Source organism: Chloracidobacterium sp., from assembly GCA_016711345.1.
Taxonomy (GTDB): domain Bacteria; phylum Acidobacteriota; class Blastocatellia; order Pyrinomonadales; family Pyrinomonadaceae; genus OLB17.
Window position 1 is genome coordinate 3616628 of record JADJTD010000001.1, and the last position, 20306, is coordinate 3636933.

The window sequence follows — 20306 nt, forward strand, 5'->3', positions numbered from 1 at the left end:
AACAAGTGAAAATATCGGCGTTTTCGGTCCGGAAATCAACGGTTATTGACCAAATAATGGCGTTGAAGACAGCTAATCCAAAGTTAACCTCACAAGAGTTTGCAGAAGCGGCTAACAGGCTGCTTGAGAAAAACGGAATCGGTTTTGTGATCTCATTCGATGCTGCCACTTGCGAAAAGATAAAAAATCTAAAAGACCAACAAAAGGATCCAAACGTTCCCATCAAGCTCGGAGCTACTTTGAAATCTGTCGATGCGGAGGGAGCCTCACTTGTCCTGCCGGAACCGCATATTACTGCTGCGGAATGTGGCGGTTGCTATATTGAATTGCCAATATTGGAGATCACTGACAAGGCTTTTGTTACGGTCGTCGAGGGGAGAAATATTAAGTTTCAATTACCATCCAATTTTTACTCAAATGAGGCCGTATTGCTTGATTCTAAAGATAAAACGACAATAAAAAGAAAATGGCGAATTCCTTTTCGATCGATTCCTATAGGTGTTTCGTATGACGAAAATGTACTTTATTTGGGATTCGACGATTCAGAACTGTCGCAGCTTTCGCTTTCAGTCTTTGGCGAGGGAGTCCTTCAAATCACCACTCGTGAGGAAGCCGAAAACGGCGGCAAAGGTAAAATTATTGAGGCACCCAGTTCGAGTGCTACTACTTCACCAAATCAAGTGATCAGATTCGACAGATGGAAAAATATTTACCTCGTTAGTATTAAGAAACCATGTCCGCGTTAGACACGGAAATTGTCGCCGCGCCAATTCTTGATCGCCTGCTTGATCTCTTTCGGTTTTGCAAATTCACCGTTCAGCGTACGTTCGACCAAACCGGACAACTCTTCATCTGAAGCAAACCTAAGTGCGATGATCTGACCAGCTCGAAGATCGTTAGCGCGTTTCGCCAACTCCGGCGAAAGCACATCCCGATATCGCATCCTTTCCTCAAGCCGGATGACCCGATCTTGAGCTTTCAAGGCTTGTAGACGCGATACAAAAGCCATAAGGATAAGAGCGATGCCGAGGATGGTCCAGAATGCCAGGCCCCAACTCGGAGTCATAAAAAAACGAAAAAGATGCGAAAGAAAATTGAGCGTGAGCAGGGGCATCACGACAAAATGGAACAGTGGATACCAGCGTGTGTGATTTGAGTAATTTTGATCTGTCATTAGGTAAAGTCTCCTGTAATTCTACGGGTAGAAACGCGAGTGTAAACGAGTGTGCGGACCTGCAATGGGCACCCTCGTTCACACTCGCGTTTCCGCCCGCTATAGTTTTGTCTGTGCCAATGCCTCCGGCGGTTTGCCGGTAAAATCTTCGCCGGGATTGACGAATAGATTCTGCTCAAAACGATACTGCTTATCGTAAAGCTGTTTGTAACGGCCGTCGAGAGCGATGAGTTCATCATGACTGCCGCGTTCGAGTATCTCACCCGCTTCGACGACAAGGATCTGATCGGCACTGCGAATTGTTGAAAGCCGATGGGCGATGACGAATGTCGTCCGCCCTTGTCTCAAACGGAGCAAGCCTTCCTGGATCAGTGCCTCGGATTCGCTGTCGAGGCTTGATGTCGCTTCGTCGAGGATCAGGATGCGCGGATTTGCAAGCAAAGCCCTGGCGATGGCAATCCTCTGCCGCTGGCCGCCGGAAAGTTTTACGCCGCGTTCGCCGACGATGGTGTCGTAGCCATTAGGGAATTTCTCGATAAATTCATCCGCGTTAGCGATCTTACAAACGTCTTTGATCGTATCGAAATTGGCCTCAGGATTTGAAAAACGGATATTCTCAAGGATCGTTCCGTCGAACAGAAAGTTATCCTGAAGCACAACGCCGAGATGCCTTCGATAATCTCGTAATTTGACTTTCTGGAGATCTTTACCATCGATCTTAATAACACCTGTAGTTGGCTGAATAAAATTTAAAACCAAACTAAGGATCGTTGATTTTCCCGAACCGCTGGAACCAACCAAAGCCGTCGTCGCACCGGCTTTCGCATGAAATGCAACTCCTTTTAGCACCGGCACGCCTTCGTCGTACTCGAAATGAACGTCCTCAAAATCGATCGTGCCCTTGATATCGGGCAGAGCTTCTTTACCCGAGTCAGCGTCGTCCTCGGTCGTCATCGACATTACTTCGCGAATGCGGTCGAGTCCGGCGAGAGCTTCGGTGATCTGTGTGCCGATCGAGGTTAGTTCGATCACCGGCATCGCAAGCAGAAACGTAAACGAAATATACATCAGAAAATCGCCAAGCGTCATCGTATTTCCTTGTACGGCGTTGCCTCCGATGACAATCATCACTACGGCGATGGCACCTATGATGACAGATGAGAATGACGATATCGCTGATACGCCCGTTACAGTTTTTGCGACGTTGCGAAACAACTTGTGAGCACCGCGTGCGAATGACAATTCCTCACGCTTCTCGGCAGTGTATGCTTTAACAATGCGGATGCCGCCGAGAGATTCGCCAAGCCGGCCGGTAACTTCTCCGTTGATAACATTTCGCTCGCGAAACACAGGACGCAGAACGCTAAACGCATACATCAACGCTCCGCCAAAGATGAGAAGCACAACGAGCGTCGCCGTCGTCAACTGCCAATTAATGTAAAACAACACGCCGATCGCGATCGTCGCCGTGACAAGGCTGCCAAGAATTTGGCCGAGACCTGTGCCGACGAGATTACGAATGCCTTCGGCATCGTTCATGATCCGCGAGATCAATTGCCCGCTCTGCGTCGAATCAAAATACGAGATCGGTAAACGCTCAATATGCCGTTGAACGCGCATCCGCATATTGGTGATCGCAAGCTGCGCCGCAACGCCCAATATCTGCGACAGAGCGAACGACGTGACGCCTTGGATAAGCGTCGATACACCGATAGCAAGCGCGATCCATTTGATTAGATCATAGCGTTCATTTGTGAAAACCTCGTCGCCAATGAATTTGGTCGAGGCGGGCAAAACCATTCCGGCAAGCCGCGAAATCAGCATCAAAACGCTTCCTAAAAGCAGCCGCCAGCGAGCATTCCATATCAGCTTTCTCGCCTCGGCCCATGCGCTCGAATAATCGATTTTCTTTTTCTTTACTTCTTCCGCCATAGTCTTTTTCTAAGTCTGATGACCGCAGCAACATATGTCAACCTACATTAAAGGTGTTGCACATATAAGACATATTGCGAACCACGCAATTTTATGATACGGTCATCAAAGGCAAATTTTGCTAATGCGATAGCTCCGCAAAAAACGCATTGAAAAAAGACTGGGACACTGGGACAGTGGGACAAAACTGCTAAAACACGTATTTACAATAGCTTGGCTGTCCCAAGCCTATCCCACGGTATGAACAAGTATGAATAAGTATGAATAAGTATGAAAAAGGAGAAAAATATGATCTCAAGATTAACAATTTCGGTACCTAAAACGCTCGAAGATTTTGCCCGCTGGCGGGTTCGGAATGGCGGTTTTTCGTCGGTCAGCGACTACTTTAGGGAGTTGGCACGCGCCGATCGGCGGCTACTGATCGCAAAGCAAGAGCAGCGTGAAACAACTCGGCCGGTTCGCGAGCCGCTTGCTTCTGCCACAAGGCGGGGTCCGTTCGGTCATAGGTAGTTTGAGGTTGCTTTTGTTTGTTTAGCGGCTTTCATTTAGAATTTCCTTTTATCTAATATGAAGCAAACATACATTAATCAATTGAAGGGCCACATTGGCGAATCGGTCACGCTTAAAGGGTGGCTCTATAACAAACGTTCGAGCGGCAAGCTCGTTTTTTTGCAGCTTCGCGACGGCACGGGCATTGTTCAGTGTGTCGTGTTTAAGCCTAACGACGAGGCGTTGTATGATGTTGCCGATTCGCTTGGGCAGGAAAGCTCGATCATCGTTACCGGTATGGTTAAAGAAGACACGCGTTCGTCGCTGGGCGTCGAGCTTGACGTGACCGCTCTCGAGGTCCTGCAAAACGTCCACGATTACCCGATCACTCCAAAAGAGCACGGCACCGAGTTCCTGATGGACAATCGACATCTGTGGATACGCTCGAAAAAGCAGCACGCGGTTTTGAAAATTCGTCATACGGTCATCAAGGCAGTTCGTGATTTCTTTGACAACAGAGGGTTTACGCTCGCTGATACGCCGATCTTTACACCGGCCGCGTGCGAAGGCACGACGACGCTGTTTGAGGTTGATTATTTTGACGACGCGAAGGCATATTTGACGCAATCGGGTCAGCTTTATAACGAAGCCACGGCGGCGGCTTTTGGTAAGTCTTATGCTTTTGGGCCGACGTTTCGTGCGGAAAAATCGAAGACGCGTCGTCACCTGACAGAGTTCTGGATGGTCGAGCCTGAGGTCGCGTACGCCGGTTACGAAGACATGATGGATCTCGGCGAAGAGATGATCCTCTCTATCGTCGAACGAGTTTTAACTGATCGTCAGGAAGAGCTGAAAACGCTCGAACGTGATACGACAGTCCTCGAAGCCATCAATTCGCCGTTCCCGCGTCTGCATTACGATGACGCCGTCAAGATGCTCCAGGAAGGCCACGCAAAAGGCGAGTTGGAGAACAATTTCGAATGGGGCGGCGATTTTGGATCGCCGGACGAGACATATCTATCGACGCAGCACGGCAAGCCGGTTTTTGTCCATCACTTCCCTGCCGCGATCAAAGGATTTTACTTTGAGGTGGACAAAGATCGCCCCGAATGTGCCCTCGGCATCGACCTGCTCGCTCCCGAAGGCTACGGCGAGATCATCGGCGGCGGCGAACGTGCCTCGAACCTCGATTACTTGATCGAGCAGCTTAAACATCATGGGCTCGACCAGGCAACCTTCGAATGGTATCTCGACCTCCGCCGCTACGGCAGCGTCCCGCACGCCGGCTTCGGAATGGGCATCGAACGCTGCACCGCCTGGATGGCCGGCATCGAACACGTCCGCGAGACAATTCCGTTTCCAAGGATGTTGTATCGATTGAAACCCTAAGGAGAAAATATGAAAACTAGATTGCAATTGTTCACGACTGTCATAATTGCCCTTTTCTGTATATCTGTTTCCGCCCAAACTGAGCCGGTATCTCCTTCAGAAAAGAATCCTAAGGCGGTTGAACTGATCAAGCAGGCTATAAAGCTTGAAGATGCGATGATGCTTGTTAGCGCGATCGATAAATACAAGGAAATTTTAAAGCTTGAACCGAAAGATTTCGCGGCAATGAATACGATTGCGGGGATATATGGGAAACAAGGAGATGCTGAACAAGAAGCTATCTGGGCGCAAAAGGCGATTGATACAAGCCCGAGATATTGGAAGGCGTATATAAATCTAGGCAACGGTCTTGCAATGCAGGACAAATTTGATGCAGCAATAAAGGCTTTTCAGAAAGCGGCGGACATCGCTCCTAAAGACCCACTACCGATTTATAGTTTAGGTGTTGTCGCTGAGAACCAACGTGACTTTAAGAAGGCATTGGACTTGTATAAAAAATCTTTTGAACTAGATCCGAAATTTGAGAATGGAATTTTTAGTGCGGCCGCAATGCATGCGAATTTGAAACAGTTTTCCGAGGCTAAGGCGTTATTAAAGAAATTGCTCGCGATCAATCCGAAGGACGCTGATGCCCAGCAAATGCTGCAACAAATTGAGCGTGAGAAGCCGTAGCGAAAGGTAAGTGGAATCATGTCAACATACACAGTTAAGATTTCGTGGAAAACTGACTCGCCGGAAACGTTTTCGAAGAATCATTACACGCGGGGTCACGAGTGGTCGTTTGATGGCGGAGTGACTGTGCCGGCGAGTTCGTCGCCTCATGCGGTGCGGGTTCCGTTTTCGGTTGAGGCGGCGGTTGATCCGGAAGAAGCTTTAGTTGCGTCGGCCTCGTCGTGTCATATGCTTACCTTTCTGTGGCTCGCGGCAAAGGCTGGATTTAACATCGAATCATACACCGACAATGCAGTTGGTGAGATGGCTGCGACGGAAAGCGGAAGTCAATGGGTCTCAAAGATCACGCTCAACCCGCAGATCGTTTGGATCGGCGACGAGCCTTCGGCGGAACAGCTCACCGATCTTCATCGACACGCCCACGAGCAGTGTTACATTGCTAACTCGATCAAATCTGACGTGATCGTCAAAAACTGATAATAAGAAGGTTTTTATGTTGAGAGCACCTACTACATTCAGAATGCTTCTTGTAGCAGCTATTTTTGCAGTAGCTTTTACGTTTGTTTCAGGCCAATCATTAGTTTCGTCGTCGCTAAACGGCACGATGTTGGCTGCTGAATTGAACGAGCGAATGGAAAAGGCCTTTGGCAGTTATTCTGTTCCGACGACTTTGACCGATGTTGAGCTGCATAAGGTGACCTATACTTCGCTAAACGTAAGCAATAAGAAAGTAAATCTCACCGGGCTTGTCGCGTGGCCGGTTGGCGGTGCGCCGAAAGGTTTAGTTGTATATTGTCACGGGACAACTGTCGACCGCGATCGTTCGCCGTCAAAGTTCAAAGGAAAAGGTGAGGCGCCTGAAACGATCGAGGCGATCACCGGCTTTGCGACAGGTGGTTACGCGGTGATCTTGCCAGATTATCTCGGGCTCGGAGATCACAAAGCCGCTCATCCATATCCGCTCAGCCGTGTAAATGCACGGTCAGGAATTGATATGATATCGGCGGCTCGATCATTTGCGGTTCAGAAGAACTACAGGATAGGTAAGGAACTTTACATCACCGGCTATAGCGAAGGCGGTGGTGTTGCAATGGCGCTTACGCAACAATTGCAGTCATATACGAATGACGAGTTTAGGGTAACGCGAAGTGCTCCCGCCAGTGGGCCGTACGATCTTTCTGGAACAACACGTGAGTTCATGCTGCAGGAAACCGGTGAGCAAACCGGTTTCGTTCTCAGGCTTTATTTAATGTCCTATGCCACAAATTATTTAAATAAGGAGAAAGGTGTGAAACTCAACACCTTCTACAAACAAGCCCTTGCGAACGCTCTCGGTGTCAACTATCGTCTTAGCCCGACCGACGAAGGCGTAATCAAGAATATAGGTATTACGACGGCTCTAATGCGGTCGAAGAATCGATTGTCGAATGTTCTACAGCCGGCATTCCTTAAAGATATGAAAGAAAACCGCAAGACCAATCCATTTGTGAGAATGCTCCAAGAAAACGATGTTTATGATTGGAAGCCTGAGAGTGAGATGCTGATGATCTATGTTGATAAAGACTTTGTTGTCAGTCCTGAGAATACTGAGAAAGCCTATTCATCAATGCGGCGGCGGGGAGTCTCGGAGCGTACCATGCGGAAGGTAATGATCCCTTCGACCTTCAATCATTTAACCGGCATCGCTCCTGCGATCTCAAAAGCGCGAGCGTTCTTTGATGGGGGCTTTGACCGAGTCGGCGACACACGCTAAATCGAAAATTTGTTACAGAAGTTAATATATGAACACATTCGGAGCTATACGTTTTCTTTTGATGTTCCTCTTGCTGGTTGCGGGCAATGCTACTTCGAACGTCGCACAGCAGACGATCAAAGATCTCAAATCAACGGTTATCCTTATATCACTTGACGGGTTTCGTTACGATTATCTGGACAAATATCAACCTCCGACGCTCAACGCTCTTGCAAAAAATGGTGTGCGAGCGAAATGGATGATCCCATCGTTCCCAACCAAAACATTTCCAAATCATTACACGATCGCAACCGGACTCTATCCTGAGCATCATGGCATCGTCGAGAACAACGTTTATGACTTCGGCGAAGTATTTATGATCCACGACCGCGACAAGGTGCAGGAGCAGCGTTGGTGGTGGGGCGAACCGATATGGGTGACGGCGCGAAAACAGGGACAGATCGCGGCGTCGTATTTTTATGTCGGATCAGAGGCTCCTGTGATGAACATGCATCCCGATTACTGGCGTGCATACAACGGTAAAGTGCCGCCGGAAATGCGTGTTGATAAAGTGCTTGAGTGGCTCGATCTTCCGGCTGACAAACGTCCGACGATGATCACAATGTATTTCAGCGATACGGACGACGCAGGGCATGAATTTAGTCCTGATTCCGAAGAATTGAAATATGCTGTGCTTAATGATGACCGTTATATATCGCGTCTCATGGCAGGATTAAAATCTCGCGGTGTCGATAAAAAGGTAAATGTCATCATCGTTTCCGATCATGGAATGGCTGCGGTCGATATTAGAAAAGCATCTTTTCTCGATGATTATTTTAGTATCGAAGATGATGCGGAAAAGGTGCTTTACACGCACGAGATCAACCAGATATTCCCGAAGCCCGGTAGGCTCGATTACATCTACTCCCGACTCAAAGCCATGCCGCATGCTACGTGTTGGAAAAAAGAGGAAATTCCGGCAAGGCTTCACTACAACGAAGGCCGCCGAATCGCTCCGATAGTTTGCTCTACTGATCCAGGTTATATTGTCACAACGCACGAGCGGTATGATGATTATGTGAAGGATAAAGGCGACCCCGAACGGCCGCGCGGCGGGCATGGACATGATAATCGCTATCAGGAAATGCAGGCAACATTCATTGCCCACGGCCCAGCTTTTAAGAAAGGTTATCTCTCGGAGCCGTTTGAAAATATCGAGGTTTATAACGTGATGTGTAAGCTTTTAAAGCTTAAGCCTGCAAAAAATGACGGAGATTTAGATAGAGTTAAAGCGATACTGCGATAGCTCGTTTTGCTACTTGAAAATTTATTCTGATCTGATGGTGAGCGAAACTATTTCAGGCGGGACCATAAATCTAAATGGCAGCACGCTTGAGCCGATGCCGCTTGTTACGAACATATCTACGCCTTTATCGAGTACGTGACCGTAAGCGTATTTCTGACCAAAGCCTGAAGGCACGACCATTCTTCCTAAGATAGGAAACCAAACTTGTCCGCCATGAGTATGAGCGGCGAGGATGAGCCGCAGATCAGGTGAGACCGAGTATTCGCCCGCGATAACTGGCAAAATGTCAGGGCTGTGTTGAAGAACGATCATATCGCCTGAACCTGTCGTGCTTAAATATTTTTTTGAGTCGGCTGAAATTCGCAGCCATCCGCCGGCCAATTTCAAATGGTCTTTCATTCCAAAGATGCGTATTCGCTGTCCATTTTTTTCAATGGGTGCAACTTCGTTTTGAAGGACTTTGTAACCGTTGCCACTTAAGGCCGCGGCTACTCGATCATCATCATAGTCGCCATCATGATTGCCGAGCACTGCAAATACGCCGTAAGTTGCGTTTATGCCGGCCAAATTTGCGGCAATAGTTTCTACCGGCATTTTTAGACTACCGTCGCTCCATTCCGAAACATAATCGCCGAGCATAACGACAACGTCAGGGTCTTGCTCATTAATCTTTAAGACAATCGCGCGAATCTTTTCCTCAGTAACGCCATGCGAGCCGCCATGAAGGTCTCCCAACATGACTATCTTTAAGCCGTCGAAAGCAGGATTCCAGTTCTTGATCTTCAAAGTTTCAGAAGTGACGACAAGACGGTTGGGTTCGATGAAATATGAATATGCTAGACACCACAGAGAGACAAAGCTGATTATCACAAAACCGTAAAGGATCTTATTTTTCATTTCTTTGTGTCCTTTGTGACTTTGTGGTGAAATCTAACAAAAATAATCACCCCACCGTGAATCTACCAACTCAACGATATCCTCGCGAGCCTCGACCTCTTTGGGATACCACGGTTTCATTCGAGCATCTATGACTATCGGTGAAGTATAGCCAATGTGATTATTCCTGGTCGTTATTTCTTTTGCAAAGATGTCGGTTGCCGGATTAAACCGTGTCCAGGTTGCCCATAGAAATTGTTCCGTCGATCTCGCATAGTTAGCATCATCGTGAACGACCACGACCTGCCAATCGTCGAAGTTACCTGATCTTGCAATATGGTCGGCAAGATCTTTGTCGTTTTCGTATGTTTCACCTTCGACGACGAGACAGCCGCCGCAGAATGGTTTGACATGCTTAATGCCAGATGGAAGTTCGCTGTGAAATTCACGCTTCAATTCTCTTTTTGCCTTTCCTAAACCCATCAAGATGGCCTTACTGCCGTGATTGATCTTGCCGCTTGCGTAATCTAATGTGTCGAACGCTGTTTGGCTGAAGATAAACAGATCGCGCTGCCAATCAGCTCGGGCAAGGATGTGTTCAAAGAGCGATCTGAAGTCACGAAGGTCTAGCGGCGTATCGGTCAGCAGCAGAAACTTGGTTAGTGTCAACTGGCCTTCGCCAAGGATGCGGAAACCCGCGGATAAGGCTTCACGTGCATAACGTTCTCTTACAACAGCAGCCGCAAGCGAATGAAAACCGGTCTCGCCGTAACTCCACAGGTCGCGAACCGCAGGCATCACCAGCGGAAACAGCGGCGAAAGCAGATCTTGCAAATAATCGCCGATAAAAAAATCCTCCTGACGAGGCTTACCTACAACCGTCGCGGGAAAGATCGCGTCTTTGCGATGAAATACGGCGTCGGCGTGAAAGACTGGATAATCGTGTACTAGCGAATAATAACCATAATGATCGCCGAAAGGGCCTTCTGGACGACGTTCGTGAGGTTGGACGTGACCGCAGATCGCGAATTCGGCTTCAGCAATTAAACGATGCCGATCAGCACCTAGAGGATTTGCAGAAGTTTCAATCTTGCCGTCTGCTAGCAGCGAAGCAAGCATTAATTCTGGCAGACCTTCGGGCAATGGAGCGACCGCCGCAAGGATCATCGCCGGAGCTCCGCCGAGAAAGACCGTGACTGGCAAGGTTTTATTTTGCTTCTCAGCCTCAAAATAATGAAAGCCGCCGCCCTTGCCGATCTGCCAATGCATACCGGTCGAAGTCGCGTCGTAACGCTGCATCCGGTACATCCCAAGATTGTGCTTACTGTCAGTCGGACTCTCGGTATAAACAAGCGGAAGCGTGTTGAAATGTCCACCGTCTTCGTGCCAGAGCTGTAAAAAAGGCAATTTCTCGAGATTGACGGCTGATTGTCTGTTTTCGAGTACCGGAGCGTTTTGCGTGGCTTTTGTGCCGAACTTAAGAGCAGAAAATGCTAGGTCACGATATTCCCAGAGCTTGTTCAGTTTCGGTGGTAATAGATTTTCGGCTGCTTCCACCGCTCGACGGACAAACTCCAACGGTTTTTTACCAAATGCCAGATCGATGCGTTTGTTCGTCCCGAATAGGTTTGTAACAACAGGAAATGCAGATCCTTTTACATTGTTAAAAAGCAAAGCCCTACCCTGACTATCGATCACGCGGCGATGGATCTCGGATATCTCAAGATACGGGTCAACTTCAGCCGTGATTTCAACAATCTCGTCCTCATTTCTCAGAGACTCAATAAATGTACGAAGGTTTCGATGCATCCCTTAATGACCAGAAAAAGTACGCCACAGAGACGCGGAGGTCACAGAGGTAAAATACCTATTTTCTCTGTTCTCTGTGTCCTCTGTGGCAAAAAACTAATTGTAATCGTAAAATCCTTTGCCGCTCTTGCGTCCGAGCCATCCGGCATCAACGTACTTTTTGAGTAGCGGACTTGGACGGTATTTGGGGTCGCCAAGGCCTTCATGTAATACATTAAGTATTGCAAGGCAAACGTCTAAACCAATGAAGTCTGCGAGTGTCAATGGACCCATTGGATGATTCATACCGAGCTTCATTATCTCGTCTATCGATTCTTTGGTCGCGACGCCTTCGTGCAGGGCGAAAATGGCTTCGTTTATCATCGGCATTAGCACGCGGTTTGACACAAAACCCGGGTAATCATTGCATTCGACAGGAACTTTGCCGAGTTTTTCCGACAGCCCCTTCATTTTGGCATAAGTTTCATCCGAAGTAGCAATTCCGCGGATGACTTCAACCAATTTCATAAGCGGTACCGGATTAAAGAAATGCATCCCGATAACTTTGTCGGGGCGTTTTGTAGTAGCCGCGATCTTTGTGATCGAAATAGACGACGTGTTTGACGACAGGATCGCATCCGGCGAAGTAATTTGATCCAGCTTTTCAAATATCGCCTTTTTAATCTCGAAATTCTCCGAGGCGGCTTCGACGATCAGCGAACAGTTTTTCACATCATCGAGATTCGTCGTAGTCGTTATTCGACCGAGAATATCTGATTTTTGAGCCTCAGTCATTGTTTCTTTCTTAACAAAACGATCAAGGCTCTTGCGGATATTCGCCAATCCACGCTCGACGAATTCTGTGTTTACATCGCAAATCACGACGTCAAAACCTGCGCTTGCAGCTGTTTGAGCAATACCGTTGCCCATCGTTCCCGCACCTATAACACCGATCAATTCATTCATTTATAAATTCCTCAAATTAAAGTTTAAAAGCAAAATAAGAATCTATCGAAAAGTCGGCACCAAGACAAACGAGCGGTCGGAATTAACTTCCGGCCGCCCTTAATCCCAGTCGCTATTTGCTGATGATCTGGAGCACTATTACTGCCAGCTATTTGGCGGCAGCGGTGCAACATTGCTTCCGGCCAACTGGTCTCTGTATGCGGCGTCCTCAAAATATCGCTTGCCGTCATCACTAAAAAGAAAGATCAGGCCGAAAACGCCAATAGCAGTTCCAAATGGAAATGAAAGGCAGCACATGATCGAGGCGATGATCGTCCATGTTCGGGCCCATGGTTTATTTTTTCGAAGCCCGTATCCCGCAACAACCTTTGGCACAGAGAAAAGAACTGTAAAGATCAGAACAAAAATAAAAACCGCCATGATAATGCCCATTATCAATTCTGGCGGCGGATCACCTGCTTTTTGTGGAGTCGCAGTAAAAATAAACCCGAACAACGCAATATAAATGATCGCAATAATTCCGACCACCAGAACATTAAACGCTGTAAACAACCAAAAGAATAGCCCGAGTAATCGAGCTTTGTCATGAGCATTCATAGGAGTTAGCCCTCACCAGAATAGCTACGAAAACACTTCCATTTTGTTCGTAAAATCGAACTAATCGCGTTCAACAGCCATGGCAACCGAATTGCCGCCGCCTAAGCAAAGAGCCGCGACGCCGCGTTTTACACCGCGTCGTTTCATCTCGTAAAGAAGCGTGGTCAAAACACGTCCACCAGAGTTGCCGATAGCGTGGCCGAGAGCGACAGCTCCGCCGTTGACGTTGACCTTTTCCATATCGAGGCCGAGTTCTTTCATTACTCCAAGTGCCTGCACGGAGAACGCTTCGTTCAGCTCAAAAAGATCGACGTCCTTCATATCCCATCCGGCTTTCGCGAGCACATTCTGAACGCCTTTGACCGGCGCCATCATTATGAGTTTCGGTTCGATGCCTGAAGTAGCTGATGCTACCACGCGACCGAGCGGTTCAATGCCCAAACTCGCTGCATTTTCTGCTGATGTTACGACCAGGGCCGAGGCACCATCGTTGACGCCTGGAGCATTACCGGCCGTAACCGTGCCGCCGTCTTTCTTAAAAGCCGGACGCAATTTGGCGAGACTCTCAACCGTGGTCTCGGGCCGCACCGGTTCGTCGTAATCCAAAACAATAGGGTCGCCTTTCTTTTGCGGAATTTCGATAGCAGCCAATTCATCTTTGAACCGACCTTCCTGCTGTGCTTCGTGAGCTTTTTTATGCGAGTTAAAAGCAAAATCGTCCTGCTCTTCACGCGAGATCTGATATTTTTCGGCGACGAGTTCACCTGTGTTGCCCATGTGCCAATTCTCAAACGGACACCACAAACCGTCGTGGATCATCAGATCGGTGACAGTCTGATTGCCCATTTTATAACCGTCACGAGCACCCGGCAACGCATAAGGAATATTCGACATCGATTCCATCCCGCCCGCGACGACGTATTCGGCATCGCCAAGCTGAACTGCCTGCGACGCCAAGGAAACCGCACGCAAACCCGAGCCGCAAACCATATTGATCGTCAATGCCGAAACTTCCGGCGGCAGATCAGCCTTCAAAGCCGCCTGCCTCGCCGGAGCCTGACCGATTCCGGCCTGAACAACGCAACCCATAATAACCTCGTCAACCTTGTCGCCCGTAATGCCGGCTCGCTTGACGGCTTCCCTGATAGCGATTGCTCCCAGATCTGGGGCTGAAAAGCCCTTTAATAGTCCCTGAAATCTTCCTGTCGGCGTCCTTGCCGCGCTTATAATTACTGCTTGTTTATTATTAGACATAAATGTTGTTTCCCATTGAAATTAAATAAAATAATAGTCTATCACTGACAGTCGTCAAACAAAATTCAATTCGATTTGAACCGGTCAAATGCCGCTATTTCCAGAGCCTCTCTATGGTCGGGATGGGCGATGCGGATCAGTTCTGTCGCGCGTTGGCGGAGATTTTTGCCGTAAAGATTGGCAACGCCATATTCCGTGACAATGTAGTGGATGTGTGCCCTAGTCGAGACAACACCCGCTCCCTCTTTCAAAAAAGGCACGATCTTGCTATCGCCGCGTTTGGTGGTAGAGGGCAATGCGATGATCGGCTTGCCTCCCTCGGACAATGAAGCACCGCGAATAAAATCCATTTGGCCGCCGACGCCTGAATACTGGTATGTTCCGATCGAATCAGCACAGACTTGTCCTGTCAGATCAACCTCGATAGCGCTGTTTATAGCGGTCACTTTTGGATTGCGGCGAATAACTGCGCTGTCGTTGACGTAGGCGATATCAAGCATTAGGACCTGAGGATTGTCGTCAATAAAATCATAGACATGCCGTGTTCCCATTACGAATCCGGCAACGATCTTGCCGGGATGCTTTTTTTTCTTTTCACCAGTGACGACCCCGCGTTCAACGAGATCGATCAGGCCGTCAGAAAACATTTCGGTATGGATCCCGAGATGCTGGTGATCCGTGATCGCCGAAAGCACGGCATTGGGAATTGATCCTATACCCATTTGCAGGGTCGCACCGTCATCGATCATGCCTGAAATATGTTGTCCGATAGCGCTGTCGATATCTGTCAATTTGGGAGCCGGGGCTTCGGGGAGAGGTTCATCGACTTCTACAAGAGCATCGATGTCGCAGGGGCGAACTAGGGCGTCACCGATAGTCCTAGGCATCTGAGGATTTACTTGGGCGATGACGTATTTAGCACATTCAACGGCAGCACGGGCAATGTCAACCGAAACACCGAGCGAGTAAAAACCATGTTTGTCCGGCGGCGAAACATGGATCAAAGCTACATCCAGCGGCAGCACGTTTTTGCGAAAAAGTGCCGGTATTTCCGACAGAAAAACAGGAATGTAATCGCCGCGTCCTTCCTGCACAGCCTTTCGAACATTTGCACCGACAAAAAAAGCATTTACGTGAAAACTTTCGGTGTAGCGCGGTTCCGAATACGGAGCAGTACCCTCAGTGTGCAAATGAACGATCTCGACATTGCGGAGTTCATCGGCACGATCGGTCATTGCCTGTATTAAAGTTGCCGGTGCAGCCGCTACCCCATGGATGAATACACGGTCGCCTGACTTGATAGCTTTTACGGCTTCGTCCGCTGAGATTGTCTTTGGCATGGTTTTAAAGAGCTATTTGTTTAGAGTTTAAGTTTATTCTTTTCCAATATCCTCATTCCAGATCTCGGGGTGTTCAGCAATAAATCCGCCGAGCAGTTCCTTACACTCCGTAGAATCAATTTCAATTACTTCTACGCCATTCTCGCGAAGCCATTCGATACCGCCCCGAAAAGTCACCGATTCACCGACAATAACGGTACCGATGCCGAATTGCCTCACAAGGCCGCTGCAATACCAACACGGGGCAAGCGTTGTGACCATAATCGTATTTTTGTAGCTGCGCTGGCGGCCCGCTTTCCGAAATGCGTCGGTTTCGCCGTGGATCGACGGGTCGCTTTCCTGCACGCGCCGATTGTGGCCGCGGCCTAATAGATTGCCTTCGGCATCAAAAAGAGCCGCACCGATTGGGACGCCGCCTTCAGCGAGTCCTGTTCGAGCTTCCTCGATGGCGAAATTGAGCAATGCATTTTTGTCGAGATTGGCATTCATATACTACGATTTTATAAGCAAACTTCGTCGTATGCTAATCTTGTTTTATGTCCCAGAATTTTCAGGCAGGTGATTTTCTTGTTTTTCAGTTGGAAAGTGGCTTTGCACTTTTGCGTATGCTTGCAACGGACGAGCTCGATAATACCAAAGTCTGGCATGTTGCCGCATATAGCGATTTCTTTCCAGATGTCGATAGTGCGGAAGCGAGTACCAACGAACCCAAACGTCTAACCATAAGCAAGCTACACATCGCTCTGACAAATCGAGCTTTCGAGAGTACTCAAGTTGCAAGAATAGCGAATGTTCCGCTGACCGATCAGGATGTGGAACCACTGAATAAATGGAGAAGTGATCTTGATCGTGAAGTGTCCGATCGCTCCGTGCGCTTGATGCTTGGCTTGCGATGAGCTTAACCAGCGGTTAAGTATGTTTATATTTTTCGGCGTTTCAGTTCCCGTTCAATCATCTCGAGTTCTCTACTGACCTGGCCCGCCGACGACGAATTTTCCTCCGCACGGCGGATCAAATATGGGATAGATTCGGCCACAGGGCCGTACGGAACATATTTCGATACGTTATAACCTCCTGCTGCCAGCACATAAGAAATGTTGTCTCCCATGCCATAAAGTTGAGAAAAAAATATGCTCGGATTATCTGACGATATTTCGAGATCGTGCATTTGTTCGGCAAGAAATTTCGTACTGTCCTCGTTGTGCGTCGCGGCAACGAAGGACATAGTTTGGAAATGACGCAAACAATATTCGATCGCGGCATTATAATCCGCATCGGTGTCCGCCTTCGTTGCATGTATAGGTGAGGGATATCCCATTTCCCTGGCCCGATCGCGTTCTTTTTCCATATAAGCGCCGCGAACAAGTTTGACCGCCATGATATAGCCGTCGAGCCTCGCCTGGCGCCGGCTGTTTTTTAGATATTGCAAACGGTCGGTTCTATACATTTGAATCGTGTTAAAGACGATAGGTCGCTCACGATTGTATTTTTCCATCATCTCTATCGCAAGACGATCAATTGCATCTTGTATCCACGAATCCTCAGCGTCGATAAAAATCGGCTGGCCGGCAGAGTAGGCATATTCACATATCTCATCAACGCGATTGTGTATGCGTTCGCATTTTGCCTGACTCTTGGCATCTAATTTTTTCTTATTGCTCAGACGCTCCAATGTGCCGAGAGGGGCGATTCCTGTTACCTTGAAAACCGCAAAAGGAATATTAGGATCATTTTTTGCACGTTCTATTGTGCGAATGATCTCATCCTTCGTCTGGTCAAAGTCTTCCTCGGTAGATTTGCCCTCGACGGAATAATCGAGGATTGTACCAACGTTTGAACGGCCGAGATTGGAAATCGCTTTCTCACATTCCTCGATAGTCTCGCCGCCGCAGAATTGCTCAAAGATCGTTGCCTTGATCAATCCCTGGACCGGCAATCCGATGGATAAAGCAAATCTTGCCGCCGTTGAACCGACCGCATTCATGAACGGCGAATTCAACATTTTAAACAGCCGGTACTTCTCGTTTAGCTGTGAATCGGATTTGTCCGCAAATGCCGTTGCTGTATCTTGGAAATCCAGAGAGAATTCGCTCATAAAGAAGTTACTTTACCACAGAGACTCAAAGACGCAGAGTAAAACACAAACTATGAAAATGGCAAATTGTGTCTTGAATGTAATTGCCTTATTATTCTTGTTTTATCTCAATGTTCTCTGTGAACTCCGTGGATAATAGTATTTTATGAGTAAAGGGCTTCCAAAAAGATCGGAAAACTATTCCGAGTGGTATAACGAGATCGTCAAACGTGCCGATTTGGCTGAGAATTCAGCCGTTCGCGGCTGTATGGTCATCAAGCCTTACGGTTACGCGATCTGGGAAAAGATGCAGCGTGCGTTGGACGATATGTTCAAAGCGACCGGGCATCAGAATGCATACTTCCCTCTTTTCGTGCCTAAATCTTTTCTCGAAAAAGAAGAGGAACACGCCGAAGGTTTTGCAAAAGAGTGTGCGGTCGTTACGCACTATCGCCTCAAAGTTGATCCGAATGGCGGGCTGATGGTTGATCCGAACGCCAAACTCGAAGAAGAACTGATAATTCGCCCGACATCCGAAACCGTCATTTGGAACACCTACAAAAACTGGATACAATCGTGGCGCGATCTGCCACTGCTCATTAATCAGTGGTGCAACATCGTTCGCTGGGAAATGCGAACACGGCTTTTTCTTCGCACGGCCGAGTTCCTATGGCAAGAAGGCCACACTGCTCACTCGACGGAAGCCGAGGCTATCGAAGAGACCGAGCGAATGCTCGGCGTTTACGCGACATTTGCGGAGGAATGGATCGGCCTGCCTGTTTTGCGTGGTTTGAAAACGCCGAACGAGCGTTTTGCCGGAGCCGTCGAAACCTACTGCATCGAAGGACTGATGCAAGACGGCAAAGCTCTCCAATGCGGCACGTCGCACTTTCTTGGACAGAATTTTTCTAAGTCATTCGATGTTAAGTTTGTAAATAAAGAAAATCAGCTTGAGTTTCCGTGGGCGACGAGCTGGGGCGTTTCGACGCGACTGATGGGTGCTCTCATCATGGCGCACTCCGACGATCAGGGACTCGTCCTGCCGCCAAAACTCGCTCCGATCCAGGTCGTTATTATTCCGATCTACAAAACTCCCGAGGATCTCGCAACGATCTCCGAAAAGGTCGCGCCAGTGTTTGAGAAGTTAAAGGCCGCCGGGGTTTTGGTCAAATACGACGACGCCGACAATCAGCGTTCCGGATGGAAGTTTGCCGAGTATGAACTTCGCGGTGTTCCTATTCGTCTCGGGATGGGCATGCGAGATCTTGAGAACGGCACCGTCGAAGTCGCCCGCCGCGACACTCTGACCAAAGAATCGCAACCGCTTGAAGGCATCGTCGAACACGTCACGGCTCTGCTCGATGAAATCCAAGCAACTATTTATCAGAAAGCTCTGAACTTTCGCGAGGAAAATACTTTTCGTGTCGATACGTGGGATGAATTCAAGGGTCAGATCGAAAAAGGCGGCTTTATCTCGGCACATTGGGACGGCACTTCGGAAACCGAAGAAAAGATCAAAACCGAAACTAAAGCCACGATCCGCTGCATCCCGCTCGACGCGGTGGAAGAAAGCGGGAAATGTGTATATTCGGGTTCAGCCTCAAATAAGCGAGTAATCTTTGCCAGAGCTTACTAAACTATGAAAACACGTGTTGGAGTAATTTTTGGCGGGCGTTCGGGTGAGCATGAGATCTCGATCCGATCGGCGAAGACGGTCATCGAGCAGGCTGATCCAGAGAAATATGAGATCGTGCCGATTGCCATCACGCCCGAAGGCGTGTGGCTTGACGCCGAAAAGTCGCGGGCGTTTTTCGAGAACGGCGGAACGCAAGAGACGAAGAATCACAAGGAACTTCTTTATCCAGTTTCCCGTCTTCTGTCTCCTACCTCGTTAGACGTCATTTTTCCCGTTTTGCATGGCACTTACGGAGAGGACGGCACCATTCAAGGTCTGTTTGAAATGGCTGACCTGCCGTATGTGGGCTGCGGCGTACTTGCGAGTTCGACCGGTATGGACAAGGCGTTTATGAAAACGCTGTTTCGCGACGCCGGATTGCCTCTATGTGATTACGTGTGGTTTCTTCGGGACGAATGGGTTCGCAACCGCGAAGCAACGCTAACACAAGTTGCAAACAAACTTGGTTTTCCCTGCTTTGTGAAACCTGCAAATTTAGGTTCGTCCGTTGGCGTTTCAAAAGCAGTTGATCCTGCGAGTCTTGCCGAAGCAATTTCTCTGGCTGCCGAATACGACCGCAAGATCATTGTTGAGGAGGGCCTTGAAATGCGTGAGATCGAATGTGCCGTCATTGGCAACGATCTGCCGCAAGCGAGTTTGCCCGGCGAGTATATAATTCGAGATTCGTCGAAAGCGTTCCTTGATTACACCGAAAAATATTCGGGAACTGGTAACAACGAATTCGTCGTGCCCGCTCCGGTCTCTCCGGAGCTCTCTGCCAGAATACGGCAAATGGCCGTCACCGCCTTCAAGGCGATCGACGGTTCGGGGCTTGCTCGGGTTGACTTCTTTTTGCGTAATGACAACGGAGCGTTATTGGTAAATGAGGTCAATACAATGCCCGGTCTCACCGACGCTTCGGGCTTTCCAAAAATGTGGGCCGGCACCGGAAAGGCTTTTCCCCAAGTCATTGACGAACTCATTCAATTTGCTTTCGAGCGACACAAAGACAAGAAGAAAAATAAAACGACCAAATAAGATT

At 48.5% G+C, this 20306-nt stretch carries 20 protein-coding genes; 10 read left to right on the forward strand and 10 right to left on the reverse strand.

Annotated features, from left to right (window positions below):
- Nucleotides 1-56: 56 nt before the first annotated feature.
- The gene (locus IPL32_15325; protein MBK8467188.1) at nt 57-746 is read left to right on the forward strand and encodes a hypothetical protein; all 690 of its coding nucleotides are present in this window, start codon (nt 57-59) and stop codon (nt 744-746) included.
- On the opposite strand, the gene IPL32_15330 is transcribed toward IPL32_15325, so the two are convergent.
- Nucleotides 743-1174: a hypothetical protein gene (locus IPL32_15330; protein ID MBK8467189.1), complete on the reverse strand. Its 432-nt coding sequence runs from the start codon at nt 1172-1174 to the stop codon at nt 743-745. The two genes, IPL32_15325 and IPL32_15330, sit on opposite strands and share 4 nt — an antisense overlap.
- 99 nt (nt 1175-1273) lie before the next feature.
- Nucleotides 1274-3106 (reverse strand): ABC transporter ATP-binding protein, encoded by a 1833-nt coding sequence (locus IPL32_15335; GenBank protein MBK8467190.1) that lies wholly within the window; start codon nt 3104-3106, stop codon nt 1274-1276.
- A 288-nt stretch (nt 3107-3394) separates the two neighbouring features.
- On the opposite strand from IPL32_15335, the gene IPL32_15340 reads away from it, so the two are divergent.
- The 6 genes from IPL32_15340 to IPL32_15365 are packed head-to-tail and all read left to right on the forward strand — an operon-like array spanning nt 3395 to nt 8694.
- Nucleotides 3395-3616 (forward strand): hypothetical protein, encoded by a 222-nt coding sequence (locus tag IPL32_15340; protein MBK8467191.1) that lies wholly within the window; start codon nt 3395-3397, stop codon nt 3614-3616.
- Nucleotides 3617-3673: 57 nt separating this feature from the next.
- Complete coding sequence (gene asnS / locus IPL32_15345) at nt 3674-4984, forward strand: asparagine--tRNA ligase (GenBank protein MBK8467192.1); 1311 nt, start codon at nt 3674-3676, stop codon at nt 4982-4984.
- A gap of 9 nt (nt 4985-4993) precedes the next feature.
- On the forward strand, nt 4994-5656 hold the full coding sequence (locus tag IPL32_15350) for a tetratricopeptide repeat protein (GenBank protein MBK8467193.1): 663 nt from the start codon (nt 4994-4996) through the stop codon (nt 5654-5656).
- 18 nt (nt 5657-5674) lie between these two features.
- Entirely contained in the window at nt 5675-6133 is a 459-nt protein-coding gene (locus tag IPL32_15355; GenBank protein ID MBK8467194.1) for an OsmC family protein, read from the forward strand.
- A 16-nt stretch (nt 6134-6149) separates the two neighbouring features.
- Nucleotides 6150-7409 (forward strand): hypothetical protein, encoded by a 1260-nt coding sequence (locus IPL32_15360; GenBank protein ID MBK8467195.1) that lies wholly within the window; start codon nt 6150-6152, stop codon nt 7407-7409.
- Nucleotides 7410-7437: 28 nt separating this feature from the next.
- Nucleotides 7438-8694: an alkaline phosphatase family protein gene (locus tag IPL32_15365; GenBank protein ID MBK8467196.1), complete on the forward strand. Its 1257-nt coding sequence runs from the start codon at nt 7438-7440 to the stop codon at nt 8692-8694.
- A 21-nt stretch (nt 8695-8715) separates the two neighbouring features.
- Here IPL32_15365 and IPL32_15370 read toward each other — a convergent pair whose 3' ends face one another.
- From IPL32_15370 to IPL32_15400, 7 genes are all read right to left on the reverse strand, one after another.
- Nucleotides 8716-9591 carry a metallophosphoesterase gene (locus IPL32_15370; GenBank protein ID MBK8467197.1) on the reverse strand — a complete coding sequence of 292 codons (876 nt, stop codon included), beginning with the start codon at nt 9589-9591 and terminating at the stop codon, nt 8716-8718.
- Nucleotides 9592-9624: 33 nt separating this feature from the next.
- Nucleotides 9625-11379, reverse strand: coding sequence for a UbiD family decarboxylase (locus IPL32_15375; GenBank protein MBK8467198.1), 1755 nt, complete (start codon nt 11377-11379; stop codon nt 9625-9627).
- 96 nt (nt 11380-11475) lie between these two features.
- Complete coding sequence (locus IPL32_15380) at nt 11476-12324, reverse strand: 3-hydroxybutyryl-CoA dehydrogenase (protein ID MBK8467199.1); 849 nt, start codon at nt 12322-12324, stop codon at nt 11476-11478.
- A gap of 138 nt (nt 12325-12462) precedes the next feature.
- On the reverse strand, nt 12463-12921 hold the full coding sequence (locus IPL32_15385; GenBank protein ID MBK8467200.1) for a hypothetical protein: 459 nt from the start codon (nt 12919-12921) through the stop codon (nt 12463-12465).
- A 60-nt stretch (nt 12922-12981) separates the two neighbouring features.
- Nucleotides 12982-14175, reverse strand: coding sequence for an acetyl-CoA C-acetyltransferase (locus IPL32_15390; protein MBK8467201.1), 1194 nt, complete (start codon nt 14173-14175; stop codon nt 12982-12984).
- A gap of 65 nt (nt 14176-14240) precedes the next feature.
- Complete coding sequence (locus IPL32_15395) at nt 14241-15515, reverse strand: acetyl-CoA hydrolase/transferase family protein (protein MBK8467202.1); 1275 nt, start codon at nt 15513-15515, stop codon at nt 14241-14243.
- Between the two features lie 33 nt (nt 15516-15548).
- Complete coding sequence (locus IPL32_15400; protein MBK8467203.1) at nt 15549-16004, reverse strand: nucleoside deaminase; 456 nt, start codon at nt 16002-16004, stop codon at nt 15549-15551.
- A 47-nt stretch (nt 16005-16051) separates the two neighbouring features.
- Between IPL32_15400 and IPL32_15405 the strand changes: the two genes are divergently transcribed.
- Entirely contained in the window at nt 16052-16411 is a 360-nt protein-coding gene (locus IPL32_15405) for a hypothetical protein (protein MBK8467204.1), read from the forward strand.
- A gap of 23 nt (nt 16412-16434) precedes the next feature.
- Here the strand turns inward: IPL32_15405 and IPL32_15410 are convergent, their stop codons facing one another.
- Nucleotides 16435-17610: a proline dehydrogenase family protein gene (locus IPL32_15410; GenBank protein MBK8467205.1), complete on the reverse strand. Its 1176-nt coding sequence runs from the start codon at nt 17608-17610 to the stop codon at nt 16435-16437.
- Between the two features lie 145 nt (nt 17611-17755).
- On the opposite strand from IPL32_15410, the gene IPL32_15415 reads away from it, so the two are divergent.
- Complete coding sequence (locus tag IPL32_15415; protein ID MBK8467206.1) at nt 17756-19225, forward strand: proline--tRNA ligase; 1470 nt, start codon at nt 17756-17758, stop codon at nt 19223-19225.
- Between the two features lie 3 nt (nt 19226-19228).
- Nucleotides 19229-20302 (forward strand): D-alanine--D-alanine ligase, encoded by a 1074-nt coding sequence (locus tag IPL32_15420; GenBank protein MBK8467207.1) that lies wholly within the window; start codon nt 19229-19231, stop codon nt 20300-20302.
- Nucleotides 20303-20306 lie beyond the last annotated feature (4 nt).

Coding starts and splice junctions, on each gene's coding strand:
- IPL32_15365 (MBK8467196.1), top strand. CDS start 7,438: ATGAACACATTCGGAGCTATACGTTTTCTTTTGATGTTCCTCTTGCTG.
- IPL32_15340 (MBK8467191.1), top strand. CDS start 3,395: ATGATCTCAAGATTAACAATTTCGGTACCTAAAACGCTCGAAGATTTT.
- IPL32_15420 (MBK8467207.1), top strand. CDS start 19,229: ATGAAAACACGTGTTGGAGTAATTTTTGGCGGGCGTTCGGGTGAGCAT.
- IPL32_15395 (MBK8467202.1), bottom strand. CDS start 15,515: ATGCCAAAGACAATCTCAGCGGACGAAGCCGTAAAAGCTATCAAGTCA.
- IPL32_15335 (MBK8467190.1), bottom strand. CDS start 3,106: ATGGCGGAAGAAGTAAAGAAAAAGAAAATCGATTATTCGAGCGCATGG.
- IPL32_15410 (MBK8467205.1), bottom strand. CDS start 17,610: ATGAGCGAATTCTCTCTGGATTTCCAAGATACAGCAACGGCATTTGCG.
- IPL32_15390 (MBK8467201.1), bottom strand. CDS start 14,175: ATGTCTAATAATAAACAAGCAGTAATTATAAGCGCGGCAAGGACGCCG.
- IPL32_15325 (MBK8467188.1), top strand. CDS start 57: ATGGCGTTGAAGACAGCTAATCCAAAGTTAACCTCACAAGAGTTTGCA.
- IPL32_15405 (MBK8467204.1), top strand. CDS start 16,052: ATGTCCCAGAATTTTCAGGCAGGTGATTTTCTTGTTTTTCAGTTGGAA.
- IPL32_15375 (MBK8467198.1), bottom strand. CDS start 11,379: ATGCATCGAAACCTTCGTACATTTATTGAGTCTCTGAGAAATGAGGAC.
- IPL32_15350 (MBK8467193.1), top strand. CDS start 4,994: ATGAAAACTAGATTGCAATTGTTCACGACTGTCATAATTGCCCTTTTC.
- IPL32_15330 (MBK8467189.1), bottom strand. CDS start 1,174: ATGACAGATCAAAATTACTCAAATCACACACGCTGGTATCCACTGTTC.
- IPL32_15355 (MBK8467194.1), top strand. CDS start 5,675: ATGTCAACATACACAGTTAAGATTTCGTGGAAAACTGACTCGCCGGAA.
- IPL32_15415 (MBK8467206.1), top strand. CDS start 17,756: ATGAGTAAAGGGCTTCCAAAAAGATCGGAAAACTATTCCGAGTGGTAT.
- IPL32_15400 (MBK8467203.1), bottom strand. CDS start 16,004: ATGAATGCCAATCTCGACAAAAATGCATTGCTCAATTTCGCCATCGAG.
- IPL32_15360 (MBK8467195.1), top strand. CDS start 6,150: ATGTTGAGAGCACCTACTACATTCAGAATGCTTCTTGTAGCAGCTATT.
- IPL32_15380 (MBK8467199.1), bottom strand. CDS start 12,324: ATGAATGAATTGATCGGTGTTATAGGTGCGGGAACGATGGGCAACGGT.
- asnS (MBK8467192.1), top strand. CDS start 3,674: ATGAAGCAAACATACATTAATCAATTGAAGGGCCACATTGGCGAATCG.
- IPL32_15370 (MBK8467197.1), bottom strand. CDS start 9,591: ATGAAAAATAAGATCCTTTACGGTTTTGTGATAATCAGCTTTGTCTCT.
- IPL32_15385 (MBK8467200.1), bottom strand. CDS start 12,921: ATGAATGCTCATGACAAAGCTCGATTACTCGGGCTATTCTTTTGGTTG.